The organism is Solibacillus sp. FSL H8-0523, from assembly GCF_038051985.1.
Lineage (GTDB): Bacteria > Bacillota > Bacilli > Bacillales_A > Planococcaceae > Solibacillus.
Map to the genome: position 1 here is coordinate 331,256 of NZ_CP150291.1, position 26,652 is coordinate 357,907.

The 26,652-nt window shown below is 39.4% G+C and carries 26 protein-coding genes; 21 read left to right on the forward strand and 5 right to left on the reverse strand.

Annotated features, from left to right (window positions below; all coding sequences use genetic code 11):
- Positions 1–792: a conserved phage C-terminal domain-containing protein gene (locus NSQ62_RS01620; RefSeq protein ID WP_341322198.1), complete on the reverse strand. Its 792-nt coding sequence runs from the start codon at positions 790–792 to the stop codon at positions 1–3.
- Positions 793–1,250: 458 nt separating this feature from the next.
- On the opposite strand from NSQ62_RS01620, the gene NSQ62_RS01625 reads away from it, so the two are divergent.
- The 4 genes from NSQ62_RS01625 to NSQ62_RS01640 all read left to right on the forward strand — a co-directional run bounded on the left by NSQ62_RS01625 (position 1,251) and on the right by NSQ62_RS01640 (position 6,566).
- Positions 1,251–2,930, forward strand: a complete 1,680-nt coding sequence (locus NSQ62_RS01625; protein WP_341322199.1) for a DUF262 domain-containing HNH endonuclease family protein — start codon at positions 1,251–1,253, stop codon at positions 2,928–2,930.
- A 94-nt stretch (positions 2,931–3,024) separates the two neighbouring features.
- A complete protein-coding gene (locus NSQ62_RS01630) occupies positions 3,025–4,947 on the forward strand; it encodes a hypothetical protein (protein WP_341322200.1) in 1,923 nt (640 codons plus the stop codon).
- A gap of 1 nt (position 4,948) precedes the next feature.
- Positions 4,949–5,800, forward strand: coding sequence for a hypothetical protein (locus NSQ62_RS01635; RefSeq protein ID WP_341322201.1), 852 nt, complete (start codon positions 4,949–4,951; stop codon positions 5,798–5,800).
- Positions 5,790–6,566, forward strand: coding sequence for a hypothetical protein (locus NSQ62_RS01640; RefSeq protein ID WP_341322202.1), 777 nt, complete (start codon positions 5,790–5,792; stop codon positions 6,564–6,566). Before NSQ62_RS01635 ends, NSQ62_RS01640 begins: the two co-directional genes overlap by 11 nt.
- A gap of 316 nt (positions 6,567–6,882) precedes the next feature.
- Here the strand turns inward: NSQ62_RS01640 and NSQ62_RS01645 are convergent, their stop codons facing one another.
- Both NSQ62_RS01645 and NSQ62_RS01650 read right to left on the reverse strand, forming a co-directional pair.
- Positions 6,883–7,602, reverse strand: coding sequence for an ABC transporter permease (locus tag NSQ62_RS01645; protein WP_341322203.1), 720 nt, complete (start codon positions 7,600–7,602; stop codon positions 6,883–6,885).
- On the reverse strand, positions 7,599–8,462 hold the full coding sequence (locus NSQ62_RS01650; RefSeq protein WP_341322204.1) for an ABC transporter ATP-binding protein: 864 nt from the start codon (positions 8,460–8,462) through the stop codon (positions 7,599–7,601). The genes NSQ62_RS01645 and NSQ62_RS01650 overlap by 4 nt, the downstream gene beginning before the upstream one ends.
- A gap of 279 nt (positions 8,463–8,741) precedes the next feature.
- Here NSQ62_RS01650 and NSQ62_RS01655 point away from each other — a divergent pair, with 279 nt between their 5' ends.
- From NSQ62_RS01655 to NSQ62_RS01730, 16 genes are all read left to right on the forward strand, one after another.
- Entirely contained in the window at positions 8,742–9,221 is a 480-nt protein-coding gene (locus tag NSQ62_RS01655; RefSeq protein ID WP_341322205.1) for a flavin reductase family protein, read from the forward strand.
- Positions 9,222–9,241: 20 nt separating this feature from the next.
- Entirely contained in the window at positions 9,242–10,720 is a 1,479-nt protein-coding gene (locus NSQ62_RS01660) for a 4-hydroxyphenylacetate 3-hydroxylase N-terminal domain-containing protein (RefSeq protein ID WP_341322206.1), read from the forward strand.
- A 16-nt stretch (positions 10,721–10,736) separates the two neighbouring features.
- Positions 10,737–11,486 carry an IclR family transcriptional regulator gene (locus tag NSQ62_RS01665; protein WP_341322207.1) on the forward strand — a complete coding sequence of 250 codons (750 nt, stop codon included), beginning with the start codon at positions 10,737–10,739 and terminating at the stop codon, positions 11,484–11,486.
- A gap of 86 nt (positions 11,487–11,572) precedes the next feature.
- Positions 11,573–12,130 (forward strand): 3-hydroxyanthranilate 3,4-dioxygenase, encoded by a 558-nt coding sequence (locus NSQ62_RS01670; RefSeq protein WP_341322208.1) that lies wholly within the window; start codon positions 11,573–11,575, stop codon positions 12,128–12,130.
- Positions 12,127–13,131 carry an amidohydrolase family protein gene (locus NSQ62_RS01675; protein ID WP_341323863.1) on the forward strand — a complete coding sequence of 335 codons (1,005 nt, stop codon included), beginning with the start codon at positions 12,127–12,129 and terminating at the stop codon, positions 13,129–13,131. The genes NSQ62_RS01670 and NSQ62_RS01675 overlap by 4 nt, the downstream gene beginning before the upstream one ends.
- Positions 13,132–13,133: 2 nt before the next feature.
- Positions 13,134–13,592, forward strand: a complete 459-nt coding sequence (locus NSQ62_RS01680; RefSeq protein WP_341323864.1) for a RidA family protein — start codon at positions 13,134–13,136, stop codon at positions 13,590–13,592.
- A 108-nt stretch (positions 13,593–13,700) separates the two neighbouring features.
- Positions 13,701–15,161 carry an aldehyde dehydrogenase gene (locus NSQ62_RS01685; RefSeq protein ID WP_341322209.1) on the forward strand — a complete coding sequence of 487 codons (1,461 nt, stop codon included), beginning with the start codon at positions 13,701–13,703 and terminating at the stop codon, positions 15,159–15,161.
- A gap of 16 nt (positions 15,162–15,177) precedes the next feature.
- Complete coding sequence (locus NSQ62_RS01690) at positions 15,178–15,957, forward strand: 2-keto-4-pentenoate hydratase (protein WP_341322210.1); 780 nt, start codon at positions 15,178–15,180, stop codon at positions 15,955–15,957.
- Positions 15,958–15,968: 11 nt separating this feature from the next.
- Positions 15,969–16,859: an acetaldehyde dehydrogenase (acetylating) gene (locus tag NSQ62_RS01695; protein ID WP_341322211.1), complete on the forward strand. Its 891-nt coding sequence runs from the start codon at positions 15,969–15,971 to the stop codon at positions 16,857–16,859.
- Positions 16,856–17,869, forward strand: coding sequence for a 4-hydroxy-2-oxovalerate aldolase (dmpG, locus tag NSQ62_RS01700; protein WP_341322212.1), 1,014 nt, complete (start codon positions 16,856–16,858; stop codon positions 17,867–17,869). The genes NSQ62_RS01695 and dmpG overlap by 4 nt, the downstream gene beginning before the upstream one ends.
- On the forward strand, positions 17,866–18,639 hold the full coding sequence (locus NSQ62_RS01705) for a fumarylacetoacetate hydrolase family protein (protein WP_341322213.1): 774 nt from the start codon (positions 17,866–17,868) through the stop codon (positions 18,637–18,639). The genes dmpG and NSQ62_RS01705 overlap by 4 nt, the downstream gene beginning before the upstream one ends.
- Positions 18,640–18,652: 13 nt before the next feature.
- Positions 18,653–18,853, forward strand: a complete 201-nt coding sequence (locus tag NSQ62_RS01710) for a 4-oxalocrotonate tautomerase (protein WP_341322214.1) — start codon at positions 18,653–18,655, stop codon at positions 18,851–18,853.
- Between the two features lie 16 nt (positions 18,854–18,869).
- Positions 18,870–19,886 (forward strand): TRAP transporter substrate-binding protein, encoded by a 1,017-nt coding sequence (locus NSQ62_RS01715; protein ID WP_341322215.1) that lies wholly within the window; start codon positions 18,870–18,872, stop codon positions 19,884–19,886.
- 39 nt (positions 19,887–19,925) lie between these two features.
- Entirely contained in the window at positions 19,926–20,435 is a 510-nt protein-coding gene (locus tag NSQ62_RS01720; RefSeq protein WP_341322216.1) for a TRAP transporter small permease, read from the forward strand.
- Positions 20,432–21,712: a TRAP transporter large permease gene (locus NSQ62_RS01725; protein WP_341322217.1), complete on the forward strand. Its 1,281-nt coding sequence runs from the start codon at positions 20,432–20,434 to the stop codon at positions 21,710–21,712. Before NSQ62_RS01720 ends, NSQ62_RS01725 begins: the two co-directional genes overlap by 4 nt.
- Before the next feature lie 25 nt (positions 21,713–21,737).
- Positions 21,738–22,913 carry an MFS transporter gene (locus NSQ62_RS01730; RefSeq protein ID WP_341322218.1) on the forward strand — a complete coding sequence of 392 codons (1,176 nt, stop codon included), beginning with the start codon at positions 21,738–21,740 and terminating at the stop codon, positions 22,911–22,913.
- Positions 22,914–23,015: 102 nt separating this feature from the next.
- Here the strand turns inward: NSQ62_RS01730 and NSQ62_RS01735 are convergent, their stop codons facing one another.
- Entirely contained in the window at positions 23,016–23,342 is a 327-nt protein-coding gene (locus NSQ62_RS01735; protein ID WP_341322219.1) for a DUF779 domain-containing protein, read from the reverse strand.
- Positions 23,343–23,595: 253 nt separating this feature from the next.
- Complete coding sequence (locus tag NSQ62_RS01740; RefSeq protein WP_341322220.1) at positions 23,596–25,116, reverse strand: aldehyde dehydrogenase family protein; 1,521 nt, start codon at positions 25,114–25,116, stop codon at positions 23,596–23,598.
- Positions 25,117–25,551: 435 nt separating this feature from the next.
- Here NSQ62_RS01740 and NSQ62_RS01745 point away from each other — a divergent pair, with 435 nt between their 5' ends.
- Positions 25,552–26,553 carry an AbrB family transcriptional regulator gene (locus NSQ62_RS01745; protein WP_341323865.1) on the forward strand — a complete coding sequence of 334 codons (1,002 nt, stop codon included), beginning with the start codon at positions 25,552–25,554 and terminating at the stop codon, positions 26,551–26,553.
- Positions 26,554–26,652: the final 99 nt, after the last annotated feature.

Here is a 26,652-nt window from a genome sequence, read left to right on the forward strand (position 1 = left end):
TTACCAATCCTCACCAGCACTATAATCAGGTTCAAACGGCTCCGGAAAACTGCACTGTACCATGTTGCGTGCGCGTGCTTCGTTTAAATAGCTCTCAAAATTCGAAGGGCGAAACAGCGTCATCGGGCGCAAATATTTTTCCATTTCTAAACTGCCGAGCCAGCATTGCGTTTGTTCATCAATGACGAGCTTGCAATCTTCCACCGTGTAGCCGTCATTGATGCGGCCGCTAATAAAATTGCGGTTAGCCTGCGTTTTGAGGCTGAAATGCTTACCAGTTTTTTCGTTAAGGTAGTTGAGCACCTCATCGATTTGCGCGGCAAGCTTGTTGGTATAGATCGCTTTGCTGCTTTGTTTTTTCTTTGTGTCGGTAGTTACTGGGAAGGCTTTACCACCATGCGATGAAAATGCGTTTGTGATCGCTTCTACTTCTTGTTCGCTGAGTGTTGTTTGGGCGATATAGGTGTGTAAGATGTGCTGCAATTTTTCGTAATCAATCGTGTACCATTTTGTGCGGTCCACAGAAAAGCGGTTGAACTTGTCCGTCGAGTAGACGATTCCTTCGTTTTCTAATTTGCGAATGCTGTGTTTGATTTTTGAGCTGCTCCAAAAAGGAAATTGCTTGTGCCAGCTGTCGAGCGATTGGCAGTACCAGGCTTCCTCGTTCCCCTTTGCTTTAATTGGCTGTAGGCGGTAATGGAGCTGTTGTAAGATCATCGCCTGCTCAAGTCCGAGCACGACACCGAGTAGTGGTAACGCCATCAATGGTTTTTCATTTGTGAGTAGTTGCATAAAAATTCCTCCTTCGTCATTTTGGGTCCCTTACTAGATATATGTCATCAAAATTCGAAAAAAGGGAAAGCTTGTTGAAAAAATTTTTTCGCGTGGATTTGAACAGGCGGATTTTTTGAACTTGTCTTTGTTTTAGGATCGGGTGTGTTTTCTTTTGGTTTGTAAGGTGTTTTGGTTTTGCGAAGTTGTAAAAAAAACATAAGGTCGTATTGTTAAAGACGACAATGTATTTTCTGAATATCTTAAAGAACTCTTATCTTTTTGTGTGGTAGGAATGTGCCAACAGGAATGGCGATGGGGGGGAAGTTCGGAGAGGTGATGTTAAAGAAACAGGCGAACAGATTATTTTGAGTTTTCAATATGTGTTATTTCTAGGGCATGAGGCATGCATTTATTGATCTAAAACTATTAATAGTTTACATTAGGAGGAATAATAGATTTAAAATAGGAGATTTGATATGGATAAAGTACTTGAAGCACGAGGTTTAAAGCTCAGAGAATATTTAGAAATTTCATATGGGATCATGAAAATCCCGTATACACAAAGACCGTATGAATGGGGAAAACCACAAATTTCCCGTTTGTTTTATGATTTTTGTAATGTTTATGAAAATAAAGTAGACCAGCATATTTTGAACTTTATTACTTTGTTTAAAGAAAAGGATTTTGTAAATATTTATGATGGTCAACAGCGTACTGTTTCAACAATTCTTATTATTTGCGCGATTTTAAATAAATTAAAGCAAATTCCTAATTTTGATCAAAGCTTCATTACGAAAGTGAAGCAGAAATATATTGTTGATAATGATTTATTTACAAGTGAAACAAAGTATAAGTTGTCGTTTGAAAAGCAAAAAACAAATGAATTTTTCCAAAGTTTCGTTATAGAGGGGAATCCTAATTCACTTGAACAAATGACAGATGAGCAAAAAGCATTAGAAACAAACTATATCGAAGTTTCAATGATGATTGATAAAACATTTTTGAATCGAGACCTAGCACATAGTTTAAAGGGTTTATTGCAGGCGATTCTTGAGCAAGTCCTTGTTATTGTACTGGAAACAACAAACGAGCAAATTGCTAATCAAATGTTTGAGACATTGAACAATACAGGTAAGAAAATTGCCGACTTTTACGTGTTGAAAAACCAGTTAGTTCGAGCACTGGGTGAAGATGATATTAAAAGCGAGTGGGATGAAATTGAGAAGAATTTAGATGGCATCAATAAAAATAAATTTTTAGTAGCATACGCCTCTACATTTAACGGCAAAACTTCTGAAGCGGGTGCCTATAAAGCAATTGAAAAAAATAATAAAATTGCAGATCAAAAACAGGCGAATATAACTTTAGCGGAATTAAAAAAAGCTTCAAAAACGTATTTATACCTAGATGCACCACGTATGCGCTATGACATTGATGAGGCGAATTCGAAACGTTACCAAGCTTTAGTTGAAACATTGGGTATGTTTTCAGCGCACCAATATAAGACGGTTGTTGTTGCAATGGAATTGAAGGGATATAGGTTAGAGACAGTAAATAATGTCATTCAAAAACTCTTAAATTTACACATAAGAAATATTTTTATTTCACAAGCAGTAGCTAATACGTTAGAGCAATTTTATCCGGCACTGGCTCAAAAAATTTATTTAAATGATTTTACTGAAGAAGAAGTCATCTTGGAAATTGAACAGAAAATGACGAAGGGCGAACTATTAAAGAATAACTTTAAAAATCGCCAGATAATCACGCCAAACGATAAAAAGGCATTGAGATATATTCTACGTGAAATTTATAATTACGAAAATAAAGATGAGGTTAAGGTTTTTGAAGATGCCCAGCATGTAAATCTTGAACATATTCTTCCGCAAACACCAAACAAATCAAGTGAGTGGCATGCGATCTTTGCGGTTGAAGAGGAAAGAGAAAAGTACACGCACAGTATCGGAAATATGACCGTTTTATTAGGCACGAAAAATAGCAGTGGTGGTAACCAAGCCTTTGATGTGAAAAAGGAAATTTATAAAACGAGTGCAATTAAGCATAATCATCAAATTGCAGAGCTTCTAATTTGGAATAAGCAAGCGATTGATAGCCGTGTAGATAACCTTTATACCGCATTTTTAAAGATTTGGAGTTAGCCGTAATCTGTTGAAGATGTATTTACAAGCTGCTCAATAATCGTGAATTGAGTAGCCTTTTTTTGAATAAAATTAAATGGTAGAGGTGAAATAGATGATTGAACAACCGGAGCAAGCGGTATTTTGGAATTTCTCTCCTATTCCAAACATTGAAGAATCCAATTTTAACAAAGTGTTGGAACGATTTTATGGATTAGGGATTAAAGGACTGACAAAGGAAAATATTCAAAACTCATTAGATGGGCGTTTAAAGGATTGTGCACTTCCCGTCGTTGTAACGATTAAACTTGGAACGATTGATCAGTCGTATATACCTGGGATTGCAGATGTAAAGGCACATATTAAAAGCTTAAAGGGGCGTAATAGCTATACGGTAGAAACGATCGACCATATGGTAAAGCATATGGATAAAGAGCAAGTACGCTATGTATCGTTCGAGGATTTGAATACGAGAGGACTGACTGGCGCAAGAAATGGCCAAAGTAATTCGAAAGAGGATACGTGGGGCATTTATGCGTATAACAAAGGCGTTCACTTTGAGGAAAAGGACGAATCGTTTGAGACAACGCGTGGTGGTTCACATGGTATTGGTAAAATTGCTTCTAATGCGGCTTCAGATTTGCACCTGATGTATTTTGCAAACTGTGATGAAAAACAGGAGAAACATTTAGGTGGTACAGTGCAATTGATTGAACATGAATTTGAAGGGCAATGCTACCGCTCTTCGGGTTATTTTGCAAAAGTAGAGCAGCATGAGGGACAGTCAAAATTTTATCCGTATGAAAATGAATTCCGTGAAGTATTTCAGAAAAATGAGCGTGGTTTGAAAATTATTATTCCGTTTTTACGTAAAGAGTTTGACGATGAAAATGAAATCATCAAAACGATTTGCGATAACTTTTTCGTATCAATTTTGCAGGGCAATTTAGAAGTTCATGTGAATGATCATCAGCTAACAAAAGATACGATTCATACGTTTTTAGGAAATCCACGCTATTATGAGCAAACGCTGCAGGATATGAAAAAAGTGTTTACGCCGCTTTATTTTAAAACGTATTTAGAGCAAGAGCCAAAATCGATTACCGTCAATAACGGGGAAATGGATTTTGAATTTCAGCTATATTTTACATACAACGAAGCGATTCCTAAAGGTCGTGTAGGGATTGTTCGTACAATTGGGATGAAAATTGAAGATTTTAAAGTGAAGGCCAATGCCACAAAACCTTTCAATGCGGTGTTAATTGGTGGGCTAAAAGAAGATAAATACTTGAAGTCACTAGAAAACGAGTCGCACACGGAGATTTCTTCTGAGCATATAAAAGATGCCAAACTAAAAGCGCGAGCAACGCGTTTTATTAATAATTTATCAAAAGAGATTGCTAAAATAATTGATGATGAAATGCGTAAGAATAATCCGACTGATGAAGAGATGGATACAGGAGATTTAATTTATTTGATGGAATCGCAATTTAAATCAGATCTCGAAAAAGCAATGGGTTCGGTCAAAATTAAAAATGGTAAATCCATTTTAAAAGCAACAACTAATAGCCAAAAAGAGAAAAAGGATAAGGGTGACCAACAGGGAACTGTGAAAACTGAAAAAACGGAAGTGAAACGTGTTCCGAAAAAGACTCAAGTGGGTAACCAATCCGATCTCGATGAAACAGATGAGGCGAAAGAAACGTACCGCGTAAATCCAAATACAGTGGAACGCGTCATCATTCAAAATACGGAATACCTTCAATTTTTATTTACAGCGAACGAAGAGATGAAGAAAGTGAAAGACTGTAATATTATGATGCGCATAATAGATGGCACGGGAGAAGAATTTGAGGAAAGCTTTAGTTTAACGGAAAACTATCTTCAAATAGTGGATGTGCTTAAAGGAGCGTCTTGTAAGGTTACAGACAATAAAATAACAGGTGTTTCCGTTCAAAAAGGACTAATAAAATTAAAATTGAATGTGCATCAAAATTATAACGATGCATTAAAATTCATTTACTACGTAGAGGTGTAACATGATTTACAAAAAAGATGCCAATTTCCCATATCCTATTTTGACAAATACGACATCAACCTATATGAATCCATATTTTTCACTAGACGTGAATTTGGAAGAAAATACTAATGCTTACCGTTTTGTACTGGATTATGAAATTAGTTCACCATTTATTAAAGAGCTAATTCATCAGTATAAAGCGACGGTTGTTTTTATTATTCAGTCGAAAGATACACGTTTTGTAAAACTAGCACCAAACCAACGTTATGTAGATATAGAAAAATCCCGTATTTCGCTGAACAAACGCACATCGATTCAATTACAAATTCAGACGGCAGAAGATATTTCATTTGCCTTGAATGAGGATTTAACAGCCTTTTATGATCCATTTAAAGTGGATATTAAACTATGTCAAAATAAGTTATTAGGTTATTCAAATGTCGTTGTTTTTGAAGGAAGCATACAGCAACCGCTTGTGTTATTTGAAAAGAAATTAGATGAAAATTTAACATCTGATATTAAAATTGAACTCGGTACAGAAACGATTATTATTCATTATAAAAAGGCGGATTTCCAATTCAATGGCATGCGCAATAGCCGAGACTTTAATACGCCATACTTGTATCTTGGAATGCAAAAAGCGCTTCAAAATTTCGTTAGTGAGTATGGTCGAGATGAGGGTGCTGTAGATTTAACACAAGTGGATGTACCTGAAAGTGGACTAGATTATAAACTATATAATTTAATGACAAAGAAAATGATTACTGAGGTTTCAACAGAAAATATTGACGAGGTCATTACGCTAATTTCTGAAAAATTGATTGAGAAATATTCAGCAGCAGTAAGGGAGCTTGATCAAAATGGAGATTAGATTATTAAAGAGTGGTTATAAAAATAATGAACAATTTTATTTGGATTTTTTAGAGGATAAAATTATAGGGAATGAAGATTATTTTTCGGATAATTATGTGACCGTTTCACAAATTCCGGACTTTCCAGTTTATATGGGTAGGGGATCAGCAAAAGAGCGTAATGAAGATTTCTTAACAGCTCTCCAAATTATTGCGAAATATTATATTGTTTTGGATCGCGATTTGCATTTTGATGAAGTATTTTGGCATTCGCTTCTTGTACTAAAAAAACGCGACTATATTTTAAAGAATTATCCGAGTGTAAAAGAAAGCAATAGTGATTTTAAAAATATTGTAATCAAGAAATTCGACTGGGAAAACTATATTTATAAATGTGTACTAGCAGCAGAATATATTGAAGATATAGGTGAAACAGTAGAGCAAAAAAATTACCTCTATCATTTAGTTTTAGAAAACCTAGATGTATTTAATTATATTATTAAGTATCCGATTTTCCGCAACGCCGAATTTACGGTGAAAATTTTAACCATTATTGACGAATTAGATATTTCAAAAATTATGAAAGCGTATATCCCGGATCGTCCAGATTTGGGTAAAGATCCACGTTATGGTCGCCAAGTAATTTACGAGTTAAACAAAAATTATCCGATTGTCATGGCACCAATGATGGACAAAGAGGAACTTAAAGTAGAAGTATTAAAAGCTTTAAGTTACTACTATGATATTTCAGCTATTCAAGATCAATTAATTTCATTAAATCAATAATAAGTACCGCCCTGATATCTAATTAGGTCGGTGTACGTTTTAATTGCTGTGCTAATGCAAATAATTCCTCAGCTGCAACTTTTCCTTGCGGGGGAGGAGGTGATTGATTTGACTTTAAATCTACGTGATCCCAGGCGTGCATATTACCCATCTGGTGTCAGTGCATCAAATCCTGCGTATGCAGCAGCGCGTGATGGGGACAAATAAAGCGGGCTTTCTCATCTTGAGAAGCCCGCTATTTTTATAGCTTAAACCGCTGTACTTATGAACTTCATCGGCTATATAAAGCCTAGCCTTTAGGAAATTCAAAATGTATTTATTCTGCTGTGTGTAAACGTCTCAGTCTCCAGCCACAGAGTAAAAAAGCAAGGGTGATTGTAATGATTAACGGTGCAATGGACCAGAATTCCCATTCGGTGCTGCTTAAATTGATAAAGCCCCATGTTGCAGGGAAAATCCCTCCAATCGATTGTAAAACCCTTGGTAGCATATCCACTGGGAACATAATCCCCGACAGCATAATAGATGGTAAAAAGATTAGCTGTGACACCATTGTTAATTTTGTTGTACTTTTTACAGTCAATCCTAGTATTGTTCCAATAGAAAGAGAAGCAATAATGAAGAGTTCAAGTGTAACAAAATACATGAAAAGGTTAGAAGGCATACTGGCATCAAAAATAAAGAGTGCCAGTATAAATAGCAGGATGCTCATAAGAGAAAGATGAATTATCCCTGAAACAAAATTATTAACGAATCCCGTCCAAAGAGGTATCCCGCCGACTTTATAAGCTTTTTTCATCTCACTATTATAGAGTTCAACAAGAGGTGCAGGCGTACCTAGAAGGGCACCCATTGACACACCAAAAACGGTCATGGATTGGATAAGTGTTTGATAAGCAGTCGGATTGATGGAAGTAAAGATGCCACTCATAAAGATAAAGAATAATAATGGAATGATATAGTACGTGAGAAGAATCCCTTTATCTCGAAAATCTAATCGCCATTGTAGGCCAATCCCATAAAGAAATGCGCTCATAACACTACCTCCTTCGCTAAATCCATAAACCGCTTCTCTAAGCTTGTTTGCTCAATTTTTAAATCATAAAGCGTATTTTTTTCTGCTCTTACCATTGAAGTTAATTCGAAAAGTCCCTCTTCTAACTTTTTTGTTTCAAATAAATGGTACCCTTGCTGTTCGCCTACATAAGTACATGCTAACAAGGAATTCGTATTAACCAAATTAGCTAATTTGAGATGCATGATATACGTATCATTCTTTTTCTTAGTAAATTCATAAACAGTCCCGATAAAACCAATTTGTCCGTTCTTTAGGATGGCTAGTCGATCACAAAGTTCCTCTACTTCCACCATATCATGACTTGTCAAAACAATGGTTTTCCCTCTTTTTTTCAACGCTCGTATTTCTTCATGTAATGCAACGCGTCCTTCCACATCAAGTCCTGCTGTTGGCTCATCAAGAAAAACGATATCGGGATTTCCTACCATTGCAATAACCAAATGTAACCGCCTTTTTTGACCAGTGGATAGCTCTCTATATTTTTTATTCATCATAGGCTCGAGATTTAATCTTTGAATAAGTTCCGTATCAATCGTTGTACCATTCCATTTTGCAAACAGCTTAAGTGCTTCTTTTGTTTTGATATTTTCAGGTAATGACGTAGATTGTAGCTGAACCCCAATTTTCCCGTGAATTTCGATAGTCCCACTATACTTCCTGAGCCCCTCAATACATTCAAGTGCGGTCGTTTTTCCAGCGCCATTCGTTCCGATTAAAGCAAATACTTCTCCATGTTCAACGGTAAAAGAAATACCATTAAGTACCGTTTTATCGCCATACTGTTTAGTTAATGAATCAATAGAAATGATTGCCGTCAATACAAATCCCCCAATGTGTTAATCCCTTATAATACTTCATAATATCACGAAATCACTTGAATATATGTAATTATTTGTAAAATATTATTTCAGTAAAACAAAAATGCATAGTGGGATAGTATTGTTAGAACCTTTTTAATAACAAATATATTGAATTATCAAAGGGAAAAATTATAAATATAAAAAAATATGCAAATTTCATATTGTGAAATTTTGTTGCGTAAGAGTTATATCTTCTTTTGATATTATCATATTAATAATTTGAAAGGGGTTTTTACAATGGACGGTAATTTATTAAGAAAGGCTTTTGGAAAGTTCCCGACAGGTGTAACAGTTGTGACTTGGTTTGATGGAGATGGGATTAATGGAATTACGGTAAATTCATTTACATCGGTGTCACTAGAGCCACCACTTGCGCTTGTGTCGATTGATAAAAAAGCAAATTCATATGAACAGCTACAAAATAAACCTTTCACGATTAATGTATTAGCGGATGATCAAGAGGCGATTGCATGGCAGTTTGCGGGGCGTCCTCAAGAAGGATTGGATATTCTTTGGAACGAAGAGGGCGATTCGCCAAGCATTGATGGTGCGTCAGGCTATTTTAAATGCAAGCAGTGGCAGCAATATGATGCAGGGGATCATGTGCTGTTTGTTGGAGAGATTACAGCGTTCGATCATCAAAGCGGTAATTCATTAACATTCTTTGAAGGCAAGATGGGGTCAACAGAGACATATAAAAGCCAAGAAGTGCAATAAATTTAAAGGGAGTGTATGTGGTGGGGATTCGTACTGGAGCACAATATATCGAAGCGTTAAAGTCGCGTAAACCAGAAGTTTGGTTGAATGGGAAAATCGTAGAAAACATTTTGGATGAGCCATATTTTAAACAACCAGCATTAGAGATTGCGAAGCTGTATGATATGCAGCATGATCCAGCATATCAAGAGGATTTATCAGTGTTGTGCGAAGAAACGGGTGAGCGTATCGCGACATCGTTTTTAATGCCACGCAATTACGAGGATATTATGAAGCGTAGTAAGGCGTTTGAAATTGTAGCACGCCAAACGTTTGGACTAATGGGCCGTACGCCAGATTTCTTAAATACAGTTGTGACATCATTAGCGCAAAATTCTTGGTTTTTACGTAAATACAACGAAGATTGGGCAACGAATATTGAAAACTACTATAAGCATTTACGTGATAATGATATTTTTTTAACGCATGCGATTGTAAACCCACAAAATGACCGTAGTAAAAATTCGCATGAGCAGGCAGATCAGTTTACGCATCTTGGGGTTGTTGAGGAGCGGGCTGAAGGGATTATTGTACGCGGGGCAAAAATGTTAGCAACGTTAGCAGCATTAACGGATGAAGTAATTATTTATTCATTCCCAGGTTTTGCGCCTGGCGATGAGCGTTATGCACTAGCATTTGCTGTACCGGTTGATGTCAAAGGTTTGAAAATTATTTGTCGTGAGCCAGTGCAAGACGGTACACGTTCGACATTTGATCACCCACTTGCATCGCGCTATGAAGAAATGGACGCGCTCCTCGTTTTTGAGGATGTACTTGTTCCTTGGGATAAAGTATTCCTTTACAACAATGTAGAAGCAGCGAACCTGCTGTATCCTATGACGGGTATTGCCGAGCAACCAGCACATCAATCAGGTGTACGCGGCTATATTAAGCTGAAGTTTGCGGTAGAGGTTGCATGTAAAGTGGCAGATTCGATTGGAGCAGACCAATATTTACACGTGCAACGCGATTTAGGTGAATTAATTCAAAATACAGAGGTTATTCGTTCGCTACTGCGCACAGCAGAGCATGAATATACGATTACAGAGCATGGCGAGGCACGTTTGAATCCAGTCGTACTAGAAACAATTCGCGGCATGATGCCGGACATGTATCCACGCACAATTGAAGTAATGCAGGCAATTGGGGCAGGCGGATTGCTTATGATGCCAACAGAAGCGGACTTTTTAAGTGAAGAGCTACGCCCAACAATCGATCGTCATTACGGTGGACGTGCAGGTATCGATGCAGAGGCACGCATGAAAATCTTCAAGTTGGCCTGGGATTTATGTGGCGAGGCGTTTGGTATGCGTGCATTACAGTATGAGCGCTACTACACAGGTGATCCAGTTCGTAAACGCGCAATTTTTTACAATAAGTATAAAAAGGATCATTCACCTGATTTAGCCAATGCGATTTTATCGAAGGAAGATACGGTAAAACAGCCACAAACAAACTAATCAGGAGGTAATGGGAATGATCGCTTCTGTTAGTAAAATGGCACAAATTATTGATTTGTTTTTTGAAAGTGAGTCAGCTTTGTCCAACAAACGAATTGCAGAAATGCTAGATCTCCCTGTTAGCTCTGTACATCATTTTTTAAAGACGATGTGCGAGGAAAATATTTTAATGCAAGATAAAAATCGTAAATATCGCCTTGGCTGGCGCATTTTAGAGTGGAGTAACAAAGTAATGTACCAGCAAGAGATGAATGAAAAGGTTGCGCCGATTGCTGCAAATCTAGTGAATCGTTTTAAAGGTAGCGTTCACGTAGGGATGTTTGATAACGGCCAAGTGCGTTTCATCTTTAAAAGTGTTTCGCCTCATACGGGTGTATTGCCGACATATATCGGCGTAACGCGCTTTCCAGCTCATGCGACAAGCATCGGCAAAGTGTTGCTTGCCTATAACCCCTCTTTTGTGAAGGCGGTTGAGCAGCATGGGATGCAAAAGTTTACAAAAAATACGATTTCGGATATTGGCGTTTTAAAGAAGGAACTACAAGTCATCCATAAACAGGGCTTTGCTGTGAGCAACGGTGAAAATGAGACGGGTACATTCGGAATCGCTGCACCAATTAAAAGCTATAGTGGGCAAGTTATTGCGGCATTCAACTTCGTATGTGCTGTCGATTACATTCAGGAACATAATTTTCAGCTTATTTTAAATGAGGTTATCCGCTCTGCGCAGATTATATCGCGCGAGATTGGCTATATAACGTTTTAAACTGCTTATGCGATTAGCTTACGCAATCCATCTAGGAAGCTAAGTAAGCCAAAGCGCATAGCACATAAAAAATAGGAGGTTTTACAATGAACAATTCAACTGAAGTAAGCAAAATGCAAGCACGTGCTCAAGATATTTGGAAAATCATCGAGGAAAATAAGGATTTATTAAAGCCACCAGTAAACAATACAGTGCTATGGAATGATTCTCAGTTTTTAGTGATGTTAGTTGGTGGTCCAAACGCACGTCGTGAATTCCATGTGAGCCCTTCAGATGAAATTTTCTACCAAGTAAAAGGCTCTTGCTATGTTGAAATTATTAACGACGAAAATAAACGTGAAGTAATCGAAGTAAAAGAAGGCGAAATGTTTGTATTACCAGGCAACGTACCGCATTCTCCGCACCGGGTAGCTGAAACATACGGCATCGTAATTGAATATAAACGTAAAGAAGGCGAATTAGAAGACTTGGTATGGTTATGTGAAAAATGCGATCACGAAGTACATCGTGTCACGTTACAAGTAACAAATATCGGGCAACAAATTGCAGATGGTATTGCAATTTTTAACGGATCAGAAGAATTACGTACGTGCAATGAATGCAGCCATGTAATGTCTGAGAAAGTTGAGGAATGGCAAGTATGAGAATCGACTTCCACACGCACATTTATCCGTTGAATTTACCAAATTTCGCACAGAAGTTTGGCAATGATAAATGGCCAGTAATGGAGCAAAAATGCTCTTGTGGCGCGGATATTATGGTAAGTGGTAATCTGTTTCGCGAAGTAACAGACCAAGTGTGGGATCCGAAAAAGCGCATTGGGGATATGGAAAAGGAAGGCGTCGATATGCAAGTAATCTCTCCTGTACCCGTAACCTTTTCGTACTGGGCACCGGTAGAGCAAGCGCTTGAAATGGCACAATTCCAAAATGACTTCATCGCGGAGACAGTGAAGGAATATCCGGCGCATTTTATTGGTTTAGGTACAGTGCCATTGCAAGATGCAGAGACAGCGATTGAAGAAATGCGTCGTTGCAAGGAGCTTGGCTTAACTGGTATTGAAATCGGTACAAATGTTAATGGTGAAAATTTAGATGCAGACTATTTGCTACCGTTTTTCCAAGCGGCGGAGGAGCTAGAAATGTCGCTCTTTATCCACCCGTGGGAAACGATGGCGAAAGATCGCACACCACGCCATAACTTTATGTACACAGTAGGTATGCCGAGCGAAACAGCTCTTGCAGCTGCGAGTTTAATATGGAGTGGCGTGATGGAAAAATGTCCGAACCTCAAAGTCTGTTTTGCACATGGTGGCGGGTCATTTGCCTATATTTTACCTCGCTTAGATCAAGGGTGGGAAGTATGGCCACATTTACGTCTGACAGAACATCCACCAAGCTATTATGCGAAAAAGTTTTACTTCGATTCACTCGTATATGACAAAGACAATTTTGCCTTTTTATTAGAGCGCTTTGGCCATGACAAAATTATTATGGGCTCGGATTATCCGTTCTTACTACGTGAAATCAATCCAGGTAAGGTCGTAGAGGAATCGCTACAGCTTTCAGACGAAGTGAAGAGGGCTGTGCTTGGTGAAAATGCCCGACAGTTTTTAAATTTAGCAAAGAGTGGTGTGAGTAAATAATGGTGAATGAAACACAAACGCCAGAATTGCAATTGGAGAAGCTAGGCATTACGCTCGGCACGCCACGTTCAGCAGTTGGAAATTATGTAAGCTGTGTACGCGCAGGAAATTTAATTTTCACATCGGGACAGGGTGTTGACCAATATTACGGTAAGCTTGGTGCGGATTTAACAGTTGAGGATGGGTATGCGGCATCACGTCAATCAATGATTAACTTACTTACAGTGTTGAAGCATGAGTTAGGTGATTTATCGAAGGTGAAGCGCATTGTGAAAATTTTAGGAATGGTCAATTCTACTCCTGACTTTACGCAGCAGCCAAAGGTGATGAATGGTGCATCGGATTTACTTGTCGAAGTGTTTGGCGAAAAAGGAAAGCATGCACGTTCGGCAGTAGGGATGGCGCAGTTACCAAATAATACAGCAATCGAAATCGAAATGATTGTTGAGATAGAAGAATAACAGCACGTATGGCAGCTTAAAGGAAGTAATAGTTTCATCTTCTTTGAGGCTGCCTTATTTTATCCAGACGTAAAGCGAGGTGAATCCTGCACGAAGGTGTAGGAAAACATGCGACAAGTACAGTTAAAAGGAATCGATTGCCGCAATTTCATTAATGGCCAATATGTAGAGGCGGCTGAAGATCGAAAGTTTTTAAATATTAACCCAGCAACAGAAGAAGTAATCGGCTGGGTAGCAGAGGCAACACAAGATGAGGTTGATTTTGCGGTGAAAGCAGCGAAGGCAGCGGTAAAAGGTGAGTGGTCAACATATACAGTGAAGCAACGCTCGCAAATTATTCGCAAAATCGGCGATCTAATTTTAGAAAATCTCGAGCAATTTGCGATGCTTGAGGCGCTCGACACAGGGAAGCCTTACGCATTAGCAATGGAGATGGATATTAAACGCGCGGCACATAACTTCCACTTTTTTGCGGATTATGTTACGTCGTTAGGAAATGAGGCATACAACCAGGACAATATCGCACTGCACTATACAGTGACGCGTCCAGTAGGTGTTGTGGCCATGATTAATCCATGGAATTTACCGCTTTTATTATTAACATGGAAGCTTGCACCATGTTTAGCTGCGGGCAGTACAGCCGTTATGAAACCAGCGGAATTAACACCGATGACGGCAACGATGCTAGCGGAAATATGTAAGCAAGCAGGCGTACCAAATGGTGTTGTTAATGTTGTACACGGTTTTGGTAAAGATTCAGCAGGGGCGTATTTATCAGAGCACCCACTTGTTGATGCAATTACATTTACTGGCGAAACACGTACAGGGACGACAATCATGAAAGCAGCAGCACCAACATTAAAGAAAGTGTCATTTGAGCTAGGTGGGAAAAACCCAGCCATTATTTTTGCGGATTCAGATATTGATGAAGTAGTGGAAACAACACTGCATTCAAGTTTTCGCAATCAAGGACAGGTGTGCTTATGTGCGTCACGTATTTACGTTGAGCGCTCTATTATGGATGAATTTTTACAGAAGTTCGTAGCACGCACGGAGGAACTTGTCGTCGGTGATCCATTCGATGCCAATACGAATATCGGCGCAGTTATAGGGAAGGAACATTATGAAAAAGTAATGCGCTATATCGAGATTGCTAGAGAAGAGGGCGGTACGATATTAACAGGCGGCAAGCGTCCAGCGCATATGGAAAAAGGCTACTTTATCGAACCGACAATCGTTGTTGGTTTAGATGAAAATTCACGCTGTGTGAAGGAAGAAATTTTTGGTCCAGTCGTTACGGTGTGGCCATTTGATTCAGAGGAAGAGGTAATTGGCTATGCGAATGATACGACGTACGGATTAGGGGCGACGATTTGGACGAATGATTTACGGCGTGCGCATCGTGTGGCCGGGCAAATCGAATCGGGCATCGTATGGGTGAATACATGGTATTTACGCGATTTACGTACACCATTCGGCGGCATGAAGCAAAGCGGAATCGGGCGTGAAGGCGGCGCACATAGCTTTGAGTTTTATTGTGAACAGTCGAACGTAACGATCAAATTATAAAAGTAGGTGACGCACAATGAGTGTAAATTTAATTGAATGGTCTAGTAAAATTTCGCAAGCAGAAAAAACGCGTCAAGGCATCGCGCCGTTGACGGAGCAAATCGACAGCTTAAGTTTGAAGGATGCCTATTCGATTCAGCTTGAACAAGTACATCGTAAAGTAAATGAAGGTGACCGCATTACGGGTAAAAAAATTGGCTTAACATCGCTCGCAATGCAACAACTGCTAAAAGTAGATGAACCAGACTATGGGCATTTGCTGGAATCGATGGCTATTCCAAACAATGTGCTCGACTGTAGTGAGTGCATAAAGCCACGTGTAGAGGCAGAAATTGCGTTCATTATGAAAGAGGACTTAATCGGCCCGAATGTCACGTTAGAGCAAGTACTTGCTGCAACTGATTATGTCGTTGCAAGTCTCGAAGTCGTCGATAGCCGCATTAAAGATTGGAAAATCAAACTGCTTGATACGATTGCGGACAATGCATCATCAGCCAAATATGTGTTAGGTGAGGAAAAGAAGCGGGTCGATGAGATTGATTTACCAGCAGTGGAAATGAATTTCTATAAAAATGGTGAACTGATCAATAGCGGTAAAGGGACAGATGTATTAGGCAATCCGGCAGCTTGTGTTGTGTGGCTTGTAAACCGTTTAGCTGATTTTAATATTGGGTTGAAAAAGGGTGAAGTGATTTTATCGGGCGCTCTATCTGCCGCACTTGATGCAAGCCCAGGGGACGAATTTGTAGCGGACTTCGGTGAAATACTCGGAAAAGTTCAACTAAGCTGTCGCTAATAGGAGGTTCTATGAAAAAGGTGAAGGTAGGAATTATCGGTTCGGGAAACATCGGTACCGATCTTATGAAAAAGGTCATGCGCTCTGACTATTTGGAAATGTCCGTGTTAATTGGTATTGATCCAGCATCTGATGGATTAAAGCGTGCGCAGGATGCTGGTATACACACGATTTCAAACGGTATCAAAGGATTTTTAGAGCAGCCTGAGCTAGCGGATATTATATTTGATGCTACATCAGCAAAGGTGCATCAAGCGCATGTTGAGGCATTGGTACCACTGGGAAAGCGCATCATTGATTTGACACCTGCAGCAATCGGACCCTTTGTTGTACCGGCCGTTAATTTGCAAAAGCATATTGAGTTACCTGTTGTAAATATGATTACTTGCGGTGGGCAAGCAACGATTCCGATTGTGCATGCCATCTCGCGTATACAAAGTGTGGCATATGCAGAAATCGTTGCAACGATCGCTTCAAAAAGTGCTGGCCCAGGAACGCGGGCTAACATTGATGAGTTTACGGAAACAACAGCACGCGCTATTGAGCAAGTAGGCGGTGCAAAACAAGGAAAAGCCATTATTATTTTAAATCCAGCAGAGCCGCCAATGCTTATGCGTGACACCGTTTCTTGCTTATTAGAGGAAGAAGCGAAAGACCCTGTGAAAATTAAGGAATCGATTGAGGAAATGGTGCAGGCAGTTAACGCATATGTACCAGGCTACCGCTTAAAAATCGAGCCATTAATCGACGGACGCGAAGTAAAGGTATTTTTAGAAGTAGAAGGGCTTGGAGATTATTTGCCAGTGTATGCCGGCAACTTAGATATTATGACGGCTTCAGGGTTGAAGGTCGCTGAAATGATTGTGCAGCAACTCCAGCAAAAAGGGGTGCACATGTCATGAAAAAGTTATTAATAACAGAAGTAGCGTTACGTGATGGAAGTCATGTTGTTGGGCATCAGTTCACAAAAGAACAAGTACGCAATGTAACAAAGCAACTAAGCGCTGCGGGTGTTCCTTATATCGAAGTGACACACGGCGACGGTTTAGGTGGCTCATCTTTACAGTATGGCTTTTCAAAGGAATATGATATCGAGCTTATAAAAGTAGCGGTGGAAGAAGCGGGTAACTCAACAATTGCTGTCTTGCTGTTACCGGGTATCGGTACGATTGAAGACTTAAAAAAGGCATATGATGCAGGTGCTCGCATGGTACGCGTAGCAACACATGTAACAGAGGCGGATGTTTCAAAGCAGCATATTGAAACAGCAAAAGCGATGGGCATGGAGGTAGTTGGCTTTTTAATGATGGCACACAGTGCTTCACCAGAAGTTGTTTTGGAGCAGGCAAAGCTAATGGAATCTTACGGAGCAGACGTTGTTTACGTGACGGACTCTGCAGGTGCAATGCTTCCGAGTGATGTAATTGCACGTATTAGTTTGTTAAAGACCCATTTGTCGGTGGATATCGGCTTCCATGCGCACAATAACTTATCGTTAGCGATAGCCAATACCCTCGCAGCTATTGAGGCGGGCGCCAACCGTATTGATGGGAGCGTGTGTTGTTTAGGTGCAGGTGCAGGAAATGCACAAACAGAAGTATTAGTGGGTGTATTAGATCGTTTAGGTTATGAAACGGGTATTGATCTTTACAACATGCTTGACTTAGCAGATGATGTACGCGCGAATCTGTTACCAGCGCCACAAGATATTACGAGCAGTAGCTTTATCATGGGTTATGCGGGCGTGTATTCAAGTTTTTTACGTCACGCAGTCCTTGCGGCAGAAAGATTCGGTGTGGATGCACGTGATATTTTAGTCGAGCTTGGTAAACGTAAAGTAGTCGGTGGACAAGAAGACATGATTATTGAAGTAGCACAACAAATGGCGGAAAAAAAGGTGAGTGTATCGTGAGTACAATTTATGAATATGTAGAACGCGTTGCAACTGCACAATTAGAAAAAACGGCAATAGAAAAAATTACCAATAGTAACCCGGGGTTAACGCTTGAGGAAGCATACGAAATTCAACGTCTTAGCATTGAAAAATCGATTTCGGCAAGCAATGCATTTATCGGCTGGAAGATGGGGTTAACGAGCAAAGCGAAGCAGCTTCAAGTTGGTGTTGATTCAACAATTTACGGTCGTTTAACGAACAATATGCTCATGAATCACAATGAAATTACGGCAGTAGATTACATTCATCCACGCATCGAACCAGAAGTTGCTTTTACATTCAAAAAGCCGATTGCTGGTGAAAATTTAATGCCGTATGAAGTATGGTCAGCAGTTGAATATGTTTACTTAGCGCTAGAAGTAATTGATAGCCGCTACGAAAATTTTGCGTTTTCTTTAATGGATGTTATTGCAGACAATGCTTCTTCTACAAAATTCTTAATGGGTAGCCAACCATATGCACCGACCACGACAGATTGGGCACAGATCAAAGTGGATGTGTATCACAATAATGAGCACAAGTATGAGGGTGTCGGTGCAGCAATTTTAGATCATCCGATTAATTCGGTTATTGAGCTACTAAATATGTTGAGCAAAGAAGGGCGCGGCATTCAGCCAGGTGAACTTGTATTAGCGGGCGCGATGACTGACGCAGTAGCTGTGAAATCGGGCGATACAGTGACAGCCGATTATGGTGCATTAGGCAGCTTAACGATTCATGTGAAGTAACGGTGATCACCATATGCCAATTGTACAAATCCAATTATTAGAAGGTCGCAGTGCGGAACAAAAACGACACATTATTTATGAAATGACGGAGACGCTTGCACGAGTTGCTGACGCTCCGAAAGAAAGCATTCGCATCATAATTCAAGAAATCCCATTAGATCATTGGGGTATCGCGGGTGAGACGATGACCGAGTATCGAAAAAACAAAGGATAAAGGGGAGTCAAATTTCATGAAAAAGTTTTTAAGTTTTGCAGCAATACTTATGTTACTTCTAGTGTTAGCGGCATGCAATGATGATGAAGAATTAGCAGGTGAAAATGTTTCAGCAGGTTCAGGGGATTATCCGGAAGTAACGTTTAAATTAGCACATATTACACCAACAGATCACATGTGGCATCAAGCTTCTGAAAAATTTAAAGAAGAGCTTGAATCGATTACAGATGGCAAAATGACCGTTGAAATTTACCCAGCGAGTCAATTAGGCTCTGAGGCAGACATGGTACAGCAAGTAGAAGCAGGTTCAGTTGATATGGCGATGATTACAGCGGCATATTTAACATCTCGTACTCCAGAAATGGCTGCATGGTTTGCGCCATATTTATTTGAAACATTAGAAGAAGCAAATACAGCAGCGCAATCAGATTTAGGGCAAGAAGTGTTAAAGAAAGTAGAGGGTACGGGACTTAAAGGCTTAACGTACTTATTCGCAGGTCAACGTACGATGGTAACTAAGGGCGTAAAAATCAACTCTACAGATGATTTAAATGGCTTAAAATTACGCGTAACACCAAGTCCAGCGCTACAGTCATTTTACCGTAATGCAGGTGCAGCACCAGAATCTTTATCATTAACAGAAGTATATTCAGCGTTACAAACAGGCGTTATTGATGGAATGGACATGGACTTAGACGCAACAATTACAAATAAATATGCTGAAATCGCAAAATATGTAGCAGTAACAAACCATATGGTATGGCCTTCTACAATTTTAACAAATGAGAAAAAATTCAATGCCCTTTCACAAGATGCTCAAGATGCTGTAACGCAAGCTTGGCAAGTAGCGAGTGATTATGCAGTTACAACACGTGCTGGTCAAGAGGAGGAGTTCCGTAAAGAGCTTGAAAGTCAAGGTATGGAAGTATATGACTTAGATGCAAGCTTGTTTGCGAAACAAATTGAAGCATTCGATAGTGAGTACGGTGGTCAGTCGGATTTAATCAAGCAATTCATTGAAGCGAATCGTTAATCAAATGTAGTATTCGAATAGTGATTTGGAGGGTGAAGGATGACAAAGCTCAGCAATATTATTACAAAAGTAGAGGAAGTTATTATGGGCGTTTTAATGGCAATTTTAACGATTATCATGGTAACAGCTGTATTTTTTCGCTATGTATTATCTGATCCACTCCCTTGGGCAACAGAAATTTCGATTTACTTATTCATTTGGTTTTCATTCATAGGTGGTAGCTGGGGCTTGAAGTATGGTACGCAAGCCGCAGTTACTTTTTTACTTGATGCTTTATCTGAGAATAAGCAACGAATTTTAAAGATTGTTCAAGATGTGATTATGTTAGCTTTTTTAATCATTATTTTAATTTACTCTGTGAAGTGGCTTATGCTACCTTCCACGGTACTCCAAAAATCAACCTCAGTTGGCATGCCGATGTGGATTCCGTATAGTGCTGTACCGACGGGCATTTTATTTGCGGGGATCCACATTGTTGCACGTCTAATCCGCCTATTAAAAAATGAAGAGAACTTACAAGAAAAAGAGATTGGAGATGAATTAATATGACATATATTACGATAGCTGTATTTGTCATTTTATTAATTTTAGGTATTCCAATTTCTTTAGTATTGGGAATTACGACGGTTGTTTACTTTTTAATTAATGGGCAAGCTTTACTACTTGAGTCGACACCGTTACGCATGTTTTCGGGGCTTGAAAATTTTGGTTTGTTAGCAATCCCGCTATTCATGTTAATGGGAGAAATTATGAATGAGGGTGGCATTACGACACGCCTCGTGAATTTCGCAAAGTTAATTTTAGGTCATTTTCGTGGTGGTCTAGCGTATGTAACCGTCGTAGCGAACATGTTTTTAGCCTCTATTTTGGGCTCTGCTAATGCACAGGCTGCAATGATGAGTAAAGTTATGGTACCGCAAATGGAAAAAGAGGGCTATAAGCGTGAGTTTGCAGGAGCAATTACGCTTGCTTCGTCGATTATTGCACCGATAATTCCACCGAGTATGATTTTTATTATTTATGGAACGTTGTCGAGTACATCGATTGGTGCAATGTTCATGGCCGGGATTTTACCGGGAATTTTATATGGATTAGCCTTTATGGGGATGATTGCATATATGGGCTACAAAAATAATTTCCCTAAAAGTAAACGCCATTCTTTCAAAGAAATTTTGCAAGGGACAGTAAAGACATTACCGGCATTATTAATTCCGTTAATAGTAGTAGTCGGGATTTTACGGGGTGTTTTTACGGCAACAGAATCAGCAGCTGTTGCGTGCTTTTTAGCAATTATTATAGGGTTATTTGTTTACCGTGAATTAGATATTAAAAAGTTTCCAAAAATGCTTGTTAACACGGTAACAAATACGGCCACAGTGACCTATTTAATTATTATGGCGAATATTTTTGGTTGGATGATTGCATTTGAGCGAATTCCGCAATTAATGGCCGACCTCATTTTAAGTTTTACAGAAAGCCCATGGGTGTTTTTACTTTTAGTTAATATTTTATTACTGGTTGTCGGCATGTTAATCGACGGTATTGCAGCGCTTGTTATTTTAGTGCCAGTATTAATGCCACTTGTACACGCACTTCAAATTGATCCGGTTCACTTTGGGGTAATCATTTGTATCAACTTAACATTAGGTTTGTTAACCCCGCCAGTAGGTACAGGCTTATTTATTGTATCTTCGATGGCGGATATAAAATTTGAGCGACTAGTGAAGGCGGTTTTCCCATTCATCGTTGTGTCGGTTATCGTATTATTTATTATTACGTATCTACCAGATTTCGTATTGTTCGTTCCAAGGATGCTAGGATTCTAGGATGAATCAACTAAGGTGGCTCGTTTTGCTTATCGTTATTTCGCAGCTATTAACCGCATTTGTTGGACGGAGCCTAAATCCATTTGCGGCCTATATTGGAGAAAGTTTTGCACTAACGAATTTTCAAATTGGATTTTTACCGACAGCATTGTTCGTTGGACAATTTTTGGCGACATTGCCGATGGGGTTTATTACCGATTATGTAGCGACTCATCGGCTTATGCTGTTATTGATGTCAATTGTAGGGGGAGGATTTTTGTTACTTGCTACAATTGACGGAAGTTATTTTTTAGCGCTTCTTTTTATTATGTTAGCAGGGCTTGGTTATGGCGGCATGCATCCTGTAACGAATAAAATGCTTGTACAGCTTTACCCGATTGAAAAAATTGCATTGCCAATAGGTGTTAAGCAAATGTCAATTACGCTTGGTTCAGCTTTGTCGAGTATTGTATTGATTGCTATTGCAGAGCAAATCGGTTGGCAGCCAACGATTACAATGGCATCACTTCTATTATTGGGAATGGCAGTGATCATTTACTTGTTACTGAAATCACACGAGGAAACGTTTCGTTCACATCGTGCCACGGAGACTTCATTAGTTGCACACTTAAAAAAATTAATGAGCTCAACACCGCTCTTTTTTACTACGTTAATTGCACTCATTTTGATGGGGATACAAATTACATTTAATACGTACATTCTATTATATTTAATAGAGGTAAAAGTATGGGCCGTTTATTTAGCTGCTTTGGCACTTGCTTGTTCTGAGATTTTTGGCGCAATTGGCCGTGTTTTATGGGGTGTAATTAGTGACAAATTTCTACGGAGTAATCGCTGGTTGGCGCTGTTAATGATTGCACTTTGGTTACCATTTGCTTTATATGGGTTACATATAGTACAAGACCGTCTGCTATTGTTCTTCGTCATTGCAACAATTGGTTTTTCGCTTTCAGGATTTAATGGTGTTTGGATGAGTTTAGCGGTTGAAAGTGTCCCAAAAACATTAAGTGGATCAGCGAGCGGTTATAGCGTAACATTTGCGTCGGTAGGTGTCTTTATTATCCCGCCGCTTTTTGGACTTATTTTAGATAAAGCAGATTATGTACAAGCAGGGACCTTTTTAGCGTTTGTAAGTAGTTTATGTGCACTAATTATTGTAGCGATGCTTTTTAGTCAAAAGAAGAAACTCGGAAGTTCATAGTAATTAATTTTGATTCTCTAGGTTTTACACAGAATAAAAGTCGATTCATACTAAGAATTTGAATTCTAGTATGAATCGACTTTTTTCATGGGACTGATCCGCTTATTTTATTACTTTTGATGTCATCATGAACGCAAAGCCCTCTGCACTCTCCAGTGAAAACGAAGCCCCCATACCTTCCGTCGCATCGACAATAATTTGCATATGCTTTAAATACGCATCCTGTGTTTTATCGATATAGTAAGGCACCCCAGCAATTTCACCGACCAGCACATTTTGGCTGCTTATATAATGACCATCTGCTAAAAAGCACATCGGCACCGTGCCATCACAGCAGCCAGAAGATTGCTGAAACAATAGATTGCCATGCTTCGCTTTTAACAGTTCAATCACTTCAACCGCTTTTTCAGTAGCAATTAGTTTTTCCATAGGTTAAGAGCCTCCTTATGATTTCCTCCATAGGGCTTTTTTTATGAGCGGATTTTGAGGATTTTAGAGCGGTATTCCTCGTTTTATGAGTGAAATCTGAGAGGTAACGAGCGTTTTCCCGATACTTATGAGCACTTTCCCACCAATTACGAGCGAACGCCCAAAAATTGTAAATAAACCCACATCACAGCAAGCCCTAACTAAACAAAAAGGGATGCGCTAAAATAGCACATCCCAGTAGAGCATAATCGACTTAGAAGAAGCCCATTGGTGCTTGGTTATAGCTTACTAACATACATTTCGTTTGTTGGTAGTGCTCTAACATCATTAAGTGGTTTTCACGACCGATACCTGATTGTTTGTAACCGCCGAATGCAGCGTGAGCAGGGTATTGGTGGTATGTGTTTGTCCAAACACGACCAGCTTGAATACCACGAACAGCACGGTAAGCTGTATCCATGTTACGAGACCAAACACCAGCACCTAGACCGAAGTCTGAGTCGTTGGCAATTTCCATTGCTTCTTCAAATGTTTTGAAAGTCGTAACAGAAAGAACTGGACCAAAGATTTCTTCTTGGAAGATACGCATGTCGTTTGTACCTTTGAATACAGTAGGAGCTACATAGTAACCGCCTTCTAATTCGCCGTCAAGAACGTTTTGGTTCCCGCCGATTAATAGCTCAGCGCCTTCTTCTTGGCCGATTGTCATGTACGACATGATTTTTTCTAATTGTTGTTGTGAAGCTTGTGCACCCATCATTGTTTCAGTATCTAATGGGTTACCGATTTTGATTGCTTTAATGCGTTCTAATGCACGTTTCATGAATTCTTCGTAAATGTCTTCGTGTACTAATGCACGTGAAGGACAAGTACAAATTTCACCTGAGTTCAGTGCGAATAATACTAAACCTTCGATTGCTTTGTCTAAGTACTCATCGTCTTTATCCATTACGTCTGGGAAGAAGATGTTTGGTGATTTACCACCAAGCTCTAATGTTACCGGAATAATGTTTTCAGTTGCGTATTGCATAATTAAACGACCAACGCCAGTTGAACCTGTGAAGGCAACTTTGTTAATACGTGGGTTTGTTGCAAGTGGTTTACCTGTTTCAACACCTAAACCATTAACAACGTTGAATACGCCTTTTGGTAATAAGTCTTGGATTGTTTCAATTAATAGCATCATAGAAGCTGGCGTTTGCTCAGCAGGCTTCATAACGATTACGTTACCAGCAGCTAAAGCAGGCGCAATTTTCCAAGCAGCCATTAATAATGGGAAGTTCCAAGGAATAATTTGACCAACAACCCCGATTGGTTCGTGGAAGTGGTAAGCTACTGTATCGTTGTCGATTTCAGAAATACCGCCTTGTTGTGCACGAATCGCACCAGCAAAGTAACGGAAGTGATCCACTACTAATGGAATATCTGCATTTAATGTTTCACGTACTGCTTTACCGTTGTCCCAAGTTTCAGCAACGGCGATCATTTCTAAGTTTGCTTCGATACGATCAGCAATTTTATTTAAAATATTTGCACGGTAAGCAACAGAAGTATGAGCCCAAGCGTCTTTTGCCGCGTGTGCAGCATCTAAAGCTAACTCGATATCTTCTTCAGTTGAACGTGCAACTGATGTGAATACTTTACCTGTTAATGGAGATTTTACTTCTAAATATTGACCTTTAACCGGGGCAATCCATTCGCCGCCGATGAAGTTTTCGTAACGTTCTTTAAATTGTACTAAAGAGCCTTCTGTATTAGGATTTGCATAAATCATTTATATCGCCTCTGATTAGAAGATTTAAAGTGTGATAACTTTATGCCTTGATTATGCAATTGTAATTTCAAATAAGCAACTGAAAACGTCTGTTTTATTTTTTCTGAATAGTATTATTTTGTAATACAATTGTATATTGTAAACGGAAATAGGGGCTTTCTTTGTATTGGTACACAGATTATTAAAAGAGCGATATAGAAATGTTGATTGTTAGAATTCTACTGTTCACTTGGAAATGCGTATTATATAACAAAAAAAGCAGTTGAATTTTTATGCAATTTTAAAAATAAAAATTCTTGGTGAAAACGTTCAATCCAGCAAAAAAATATTGAATGAAAAAGCATAAAAAAAGATGCTATAGTTTAGGTAATTGAAATAATTGTATATGTACTGTTGTGAAATGAATGGAGGGGATGCGCTATCATTCTTGTATTTATCATCGCGTTAATCGGAGCGCTTGTTTTTTCTGCATTAGCACTGCCCATTCCGTGGCTGTTAGGACCGATTTTTTCCGTATTAATTGCCCAGTTTTTCATTAAGGAACGTCTACGCTGGCCGGCAGTTTTACGGAATACCGGGTTAATTATCGTCGGGGTGGCGATTGGGCAGCAATTTGACCTGTCGTTATTTAGCGATTTTAAATCGTTGCTGTTTTTTATGGTCATTATTAATATCCTACTCTTTGGTTTTTGCTTAGGGATTGCCTGGATCATCTCGAAAACAACGAGTCTGTCGTTTAAAACCGCAGTTGCGGCCAATGTTCCTGGGGGCTTGTCACAGCTTGTGCTATTTGCCGAAGAAGAGGGCGACGTCAATTTAACGGCGGTAACGTATTTCCATATTGTCCGCGTGCTTGGGGTAGTGTTACTGATCCCGTTTTTAGTGTCGGGACATGTGGTAAGTGGGGGGACGATTCCGATTTCACTAGACGTGTGGCAAGTGGTCGTCCTGATTTTATTCGCGGCCGCGCTTGTGCCACTCGGTAGGAAAATCAAATTGCCAGTTGCACAATTTTTAACGCCAATCGTAGTCGTCATTTTATTGAAGCTGTTTTCAGTGGAAGCCGCGATGATGCCGAGCGATGTGCTACATATCGCACAGGTTTTAATCGGAGCCTACATTGGTTTACTACTAAAGCCAGAAACGCTGCGCTTACCGGCCAAAGTGTTAGTCGGTGGTGTTGCGAGTACGGTGCTGATGATTGCGCTCACGTACGGAACAAGCCTACTCATTGCGAACTATTTAGATTTAAGTTTTGCAACGAGCTTTTTAAGCACTGCACCAGGAGGTCTGGATCAAATGGGCTTACTTGCGGCTGCGGTACAAGCTGATATTTCGGTTGTGACGGTGTTTCAGCTATTCCGCTTACTGTTTATTTTCCTACTTATTCTGCCATTAATTAAATGGGTTTACCGTCAAAAAAATCCTGAATTGTGACGGAGTTTTCACGAACAGCAACATGAAAATATTTGAAAAAAAGTGCGGAAACTAACCCTTTGCGAGCGGTTTGGGTTATACTAGAGAAAGTGATTAATT

What these genes read in the sequence shown, in the direction of transcription:
- NSQ62_RS01690 (WP_341322210.1), top strand. Translation starts at nt 15,178, where the DNA reads ATGAGTGTAAATTTAATTGAATGGTCTAGTAAAATTTCGCAAGCAGAA.
- NSQ62_RS01720 (WP_341322216.1), top strand. Translation starts at nt 19,926, where the DNA reads ATGACAAAGCTCAGCAATATTATTACAAAAGTAGAGGAAGTTATTATG.
- NSQ62_RS01735 (WP_341322219.1), bottom strand. Translation starts at nt 23,342, where the DNA reads ATGGAAAAACTAATTGCTACTGAAAAAGCGGTTGAAGTGATTGAACTG.
- NSQ62_RS01645 (WP_341322203.1), bottom strand. Translation starts at nt 7,602, where the DNA reads ATGAGCGCATTTCTTTATGGGATTGGCCTACAATGGCGATTAGATTTT.
- NSQ62_RS01715 (WP_341322215.1), top strand. Translation starts at nt 18,870, where the DNA reads ATGAAAAAGTTTTTAAGTTTTGCAGCAATACTTATGTTACTTCTAGTG.
- NSQ62_RS01675 (WP_341323863.1), top strand. Translation starts at nt 12,127, where the DNA reads ATGAGAATCGACTTCCACACGCACATTTATCCGTTGAATTTACCAAAT.
- NSQ62_RS01655 (WP_341322205.1), top strand. Translation starts at nt 8,742, where the DNA reads ATGGACGGTAATTTATTAAGAAAGGCTTTTGGAAAGTTCCCGACAGGT.
- NSQ62_RS01740 (WP_341322220.1), bottom strand. Translation starts at nt 25,116, where the DNA reads ATGATTTATGCAAATCCTAATACAGAAGGCTCTTTAGTACAATTTAAA.
- NSQ62_RS01685 (WP_341322209.1), top strand. Translation starts at nt 13,701, where the DNA reads ATGCGACAAGTACAGTTAAAAGGAATCGATTGCCGCAATTTCATTAAT.
- NSQ62_RS01710 (WP_341322214.1), top strand. Translation starts at nt 18,653, where the DNA reads ATGCCAATTGTACAAATCCAATTATTAGAAGGTCGCAGTGCGGAACAA.
- NSQ62_RS01625 (WP_341322199.1), top strand. Translation starts at nt 1,251, where the DNA reads ATGGATAAAGTACTTGAAGCACGAGGTTTAAAGCTCAGAGAATATTTA.
- NSQ62_RS01725 (WP_341322217.1), top strand. Translation starts at nt 20,432, where the DNA reads ATGACATATATTACGATAGCTGTATTTGTCATTTTATTAATTTTAGGT.
- NSQ62_RS01665 (WP_341322207.1), top strand. Translation starts at nt 10,737, where the DNA reads ATGATCGCTTCTGTTAGTAAAATGGCACAAATTATTGATTTGTTTTTT.
- NSQ62_RS01635 (WP_341322201.1), top strand. Translation starts at nt 4,949, where the DNA reads ATGATTTACAAAAAAGATGCCAATTTCCCATATCCTATTTTGACAAAT.
- NSQ62_RS01630 (WP_341322200.1), top strand. Translation starts at nt 3,025, where the DNA reads ATGATTGAACAACCGGAGCAAGCGGTATTTTGGAATTTCTCTCCTATT.
- dmpG (WP_341322212.1), top strand. Translation starts at nt 16,856, where the DNA reads ATGAAAAAGTTATTAATAACAGAAGTAGCGTTACGTGATGGAAGTCAT.
- NSQ62_RS01620 (WP_341322198.1), bottom strand. Translation starts at nt 792, where the DNA reads ATGCAACTACTCACAAATGAAAAACCATTGATGGCGTTACCACTACTC.
- NSQ62_RS01695 (WP_341322211.1), top strand. Translation starts at nt 15,969, where the DNA reads ATGAAAAAGGTGAAGGTAGGAATTATCGGTTCGGGAAACATCGGTACC.
- NSQ62_RS01670 (WP_341322208.1), top strand. Translation starts at nt 11,573, where the DNA reads ATGAACAATTCAACTGAAGTAAGCAAAATGCAAGCACGTGCTCAAGAT.
- NSQ62_RS01640 (WP_341322202.1), top strand. Translation starts at nt 5,790, where the DNA reads ATGGAGATTAGATTATTAAAGAGTGGTTATAAAAATAATGAACAATTT.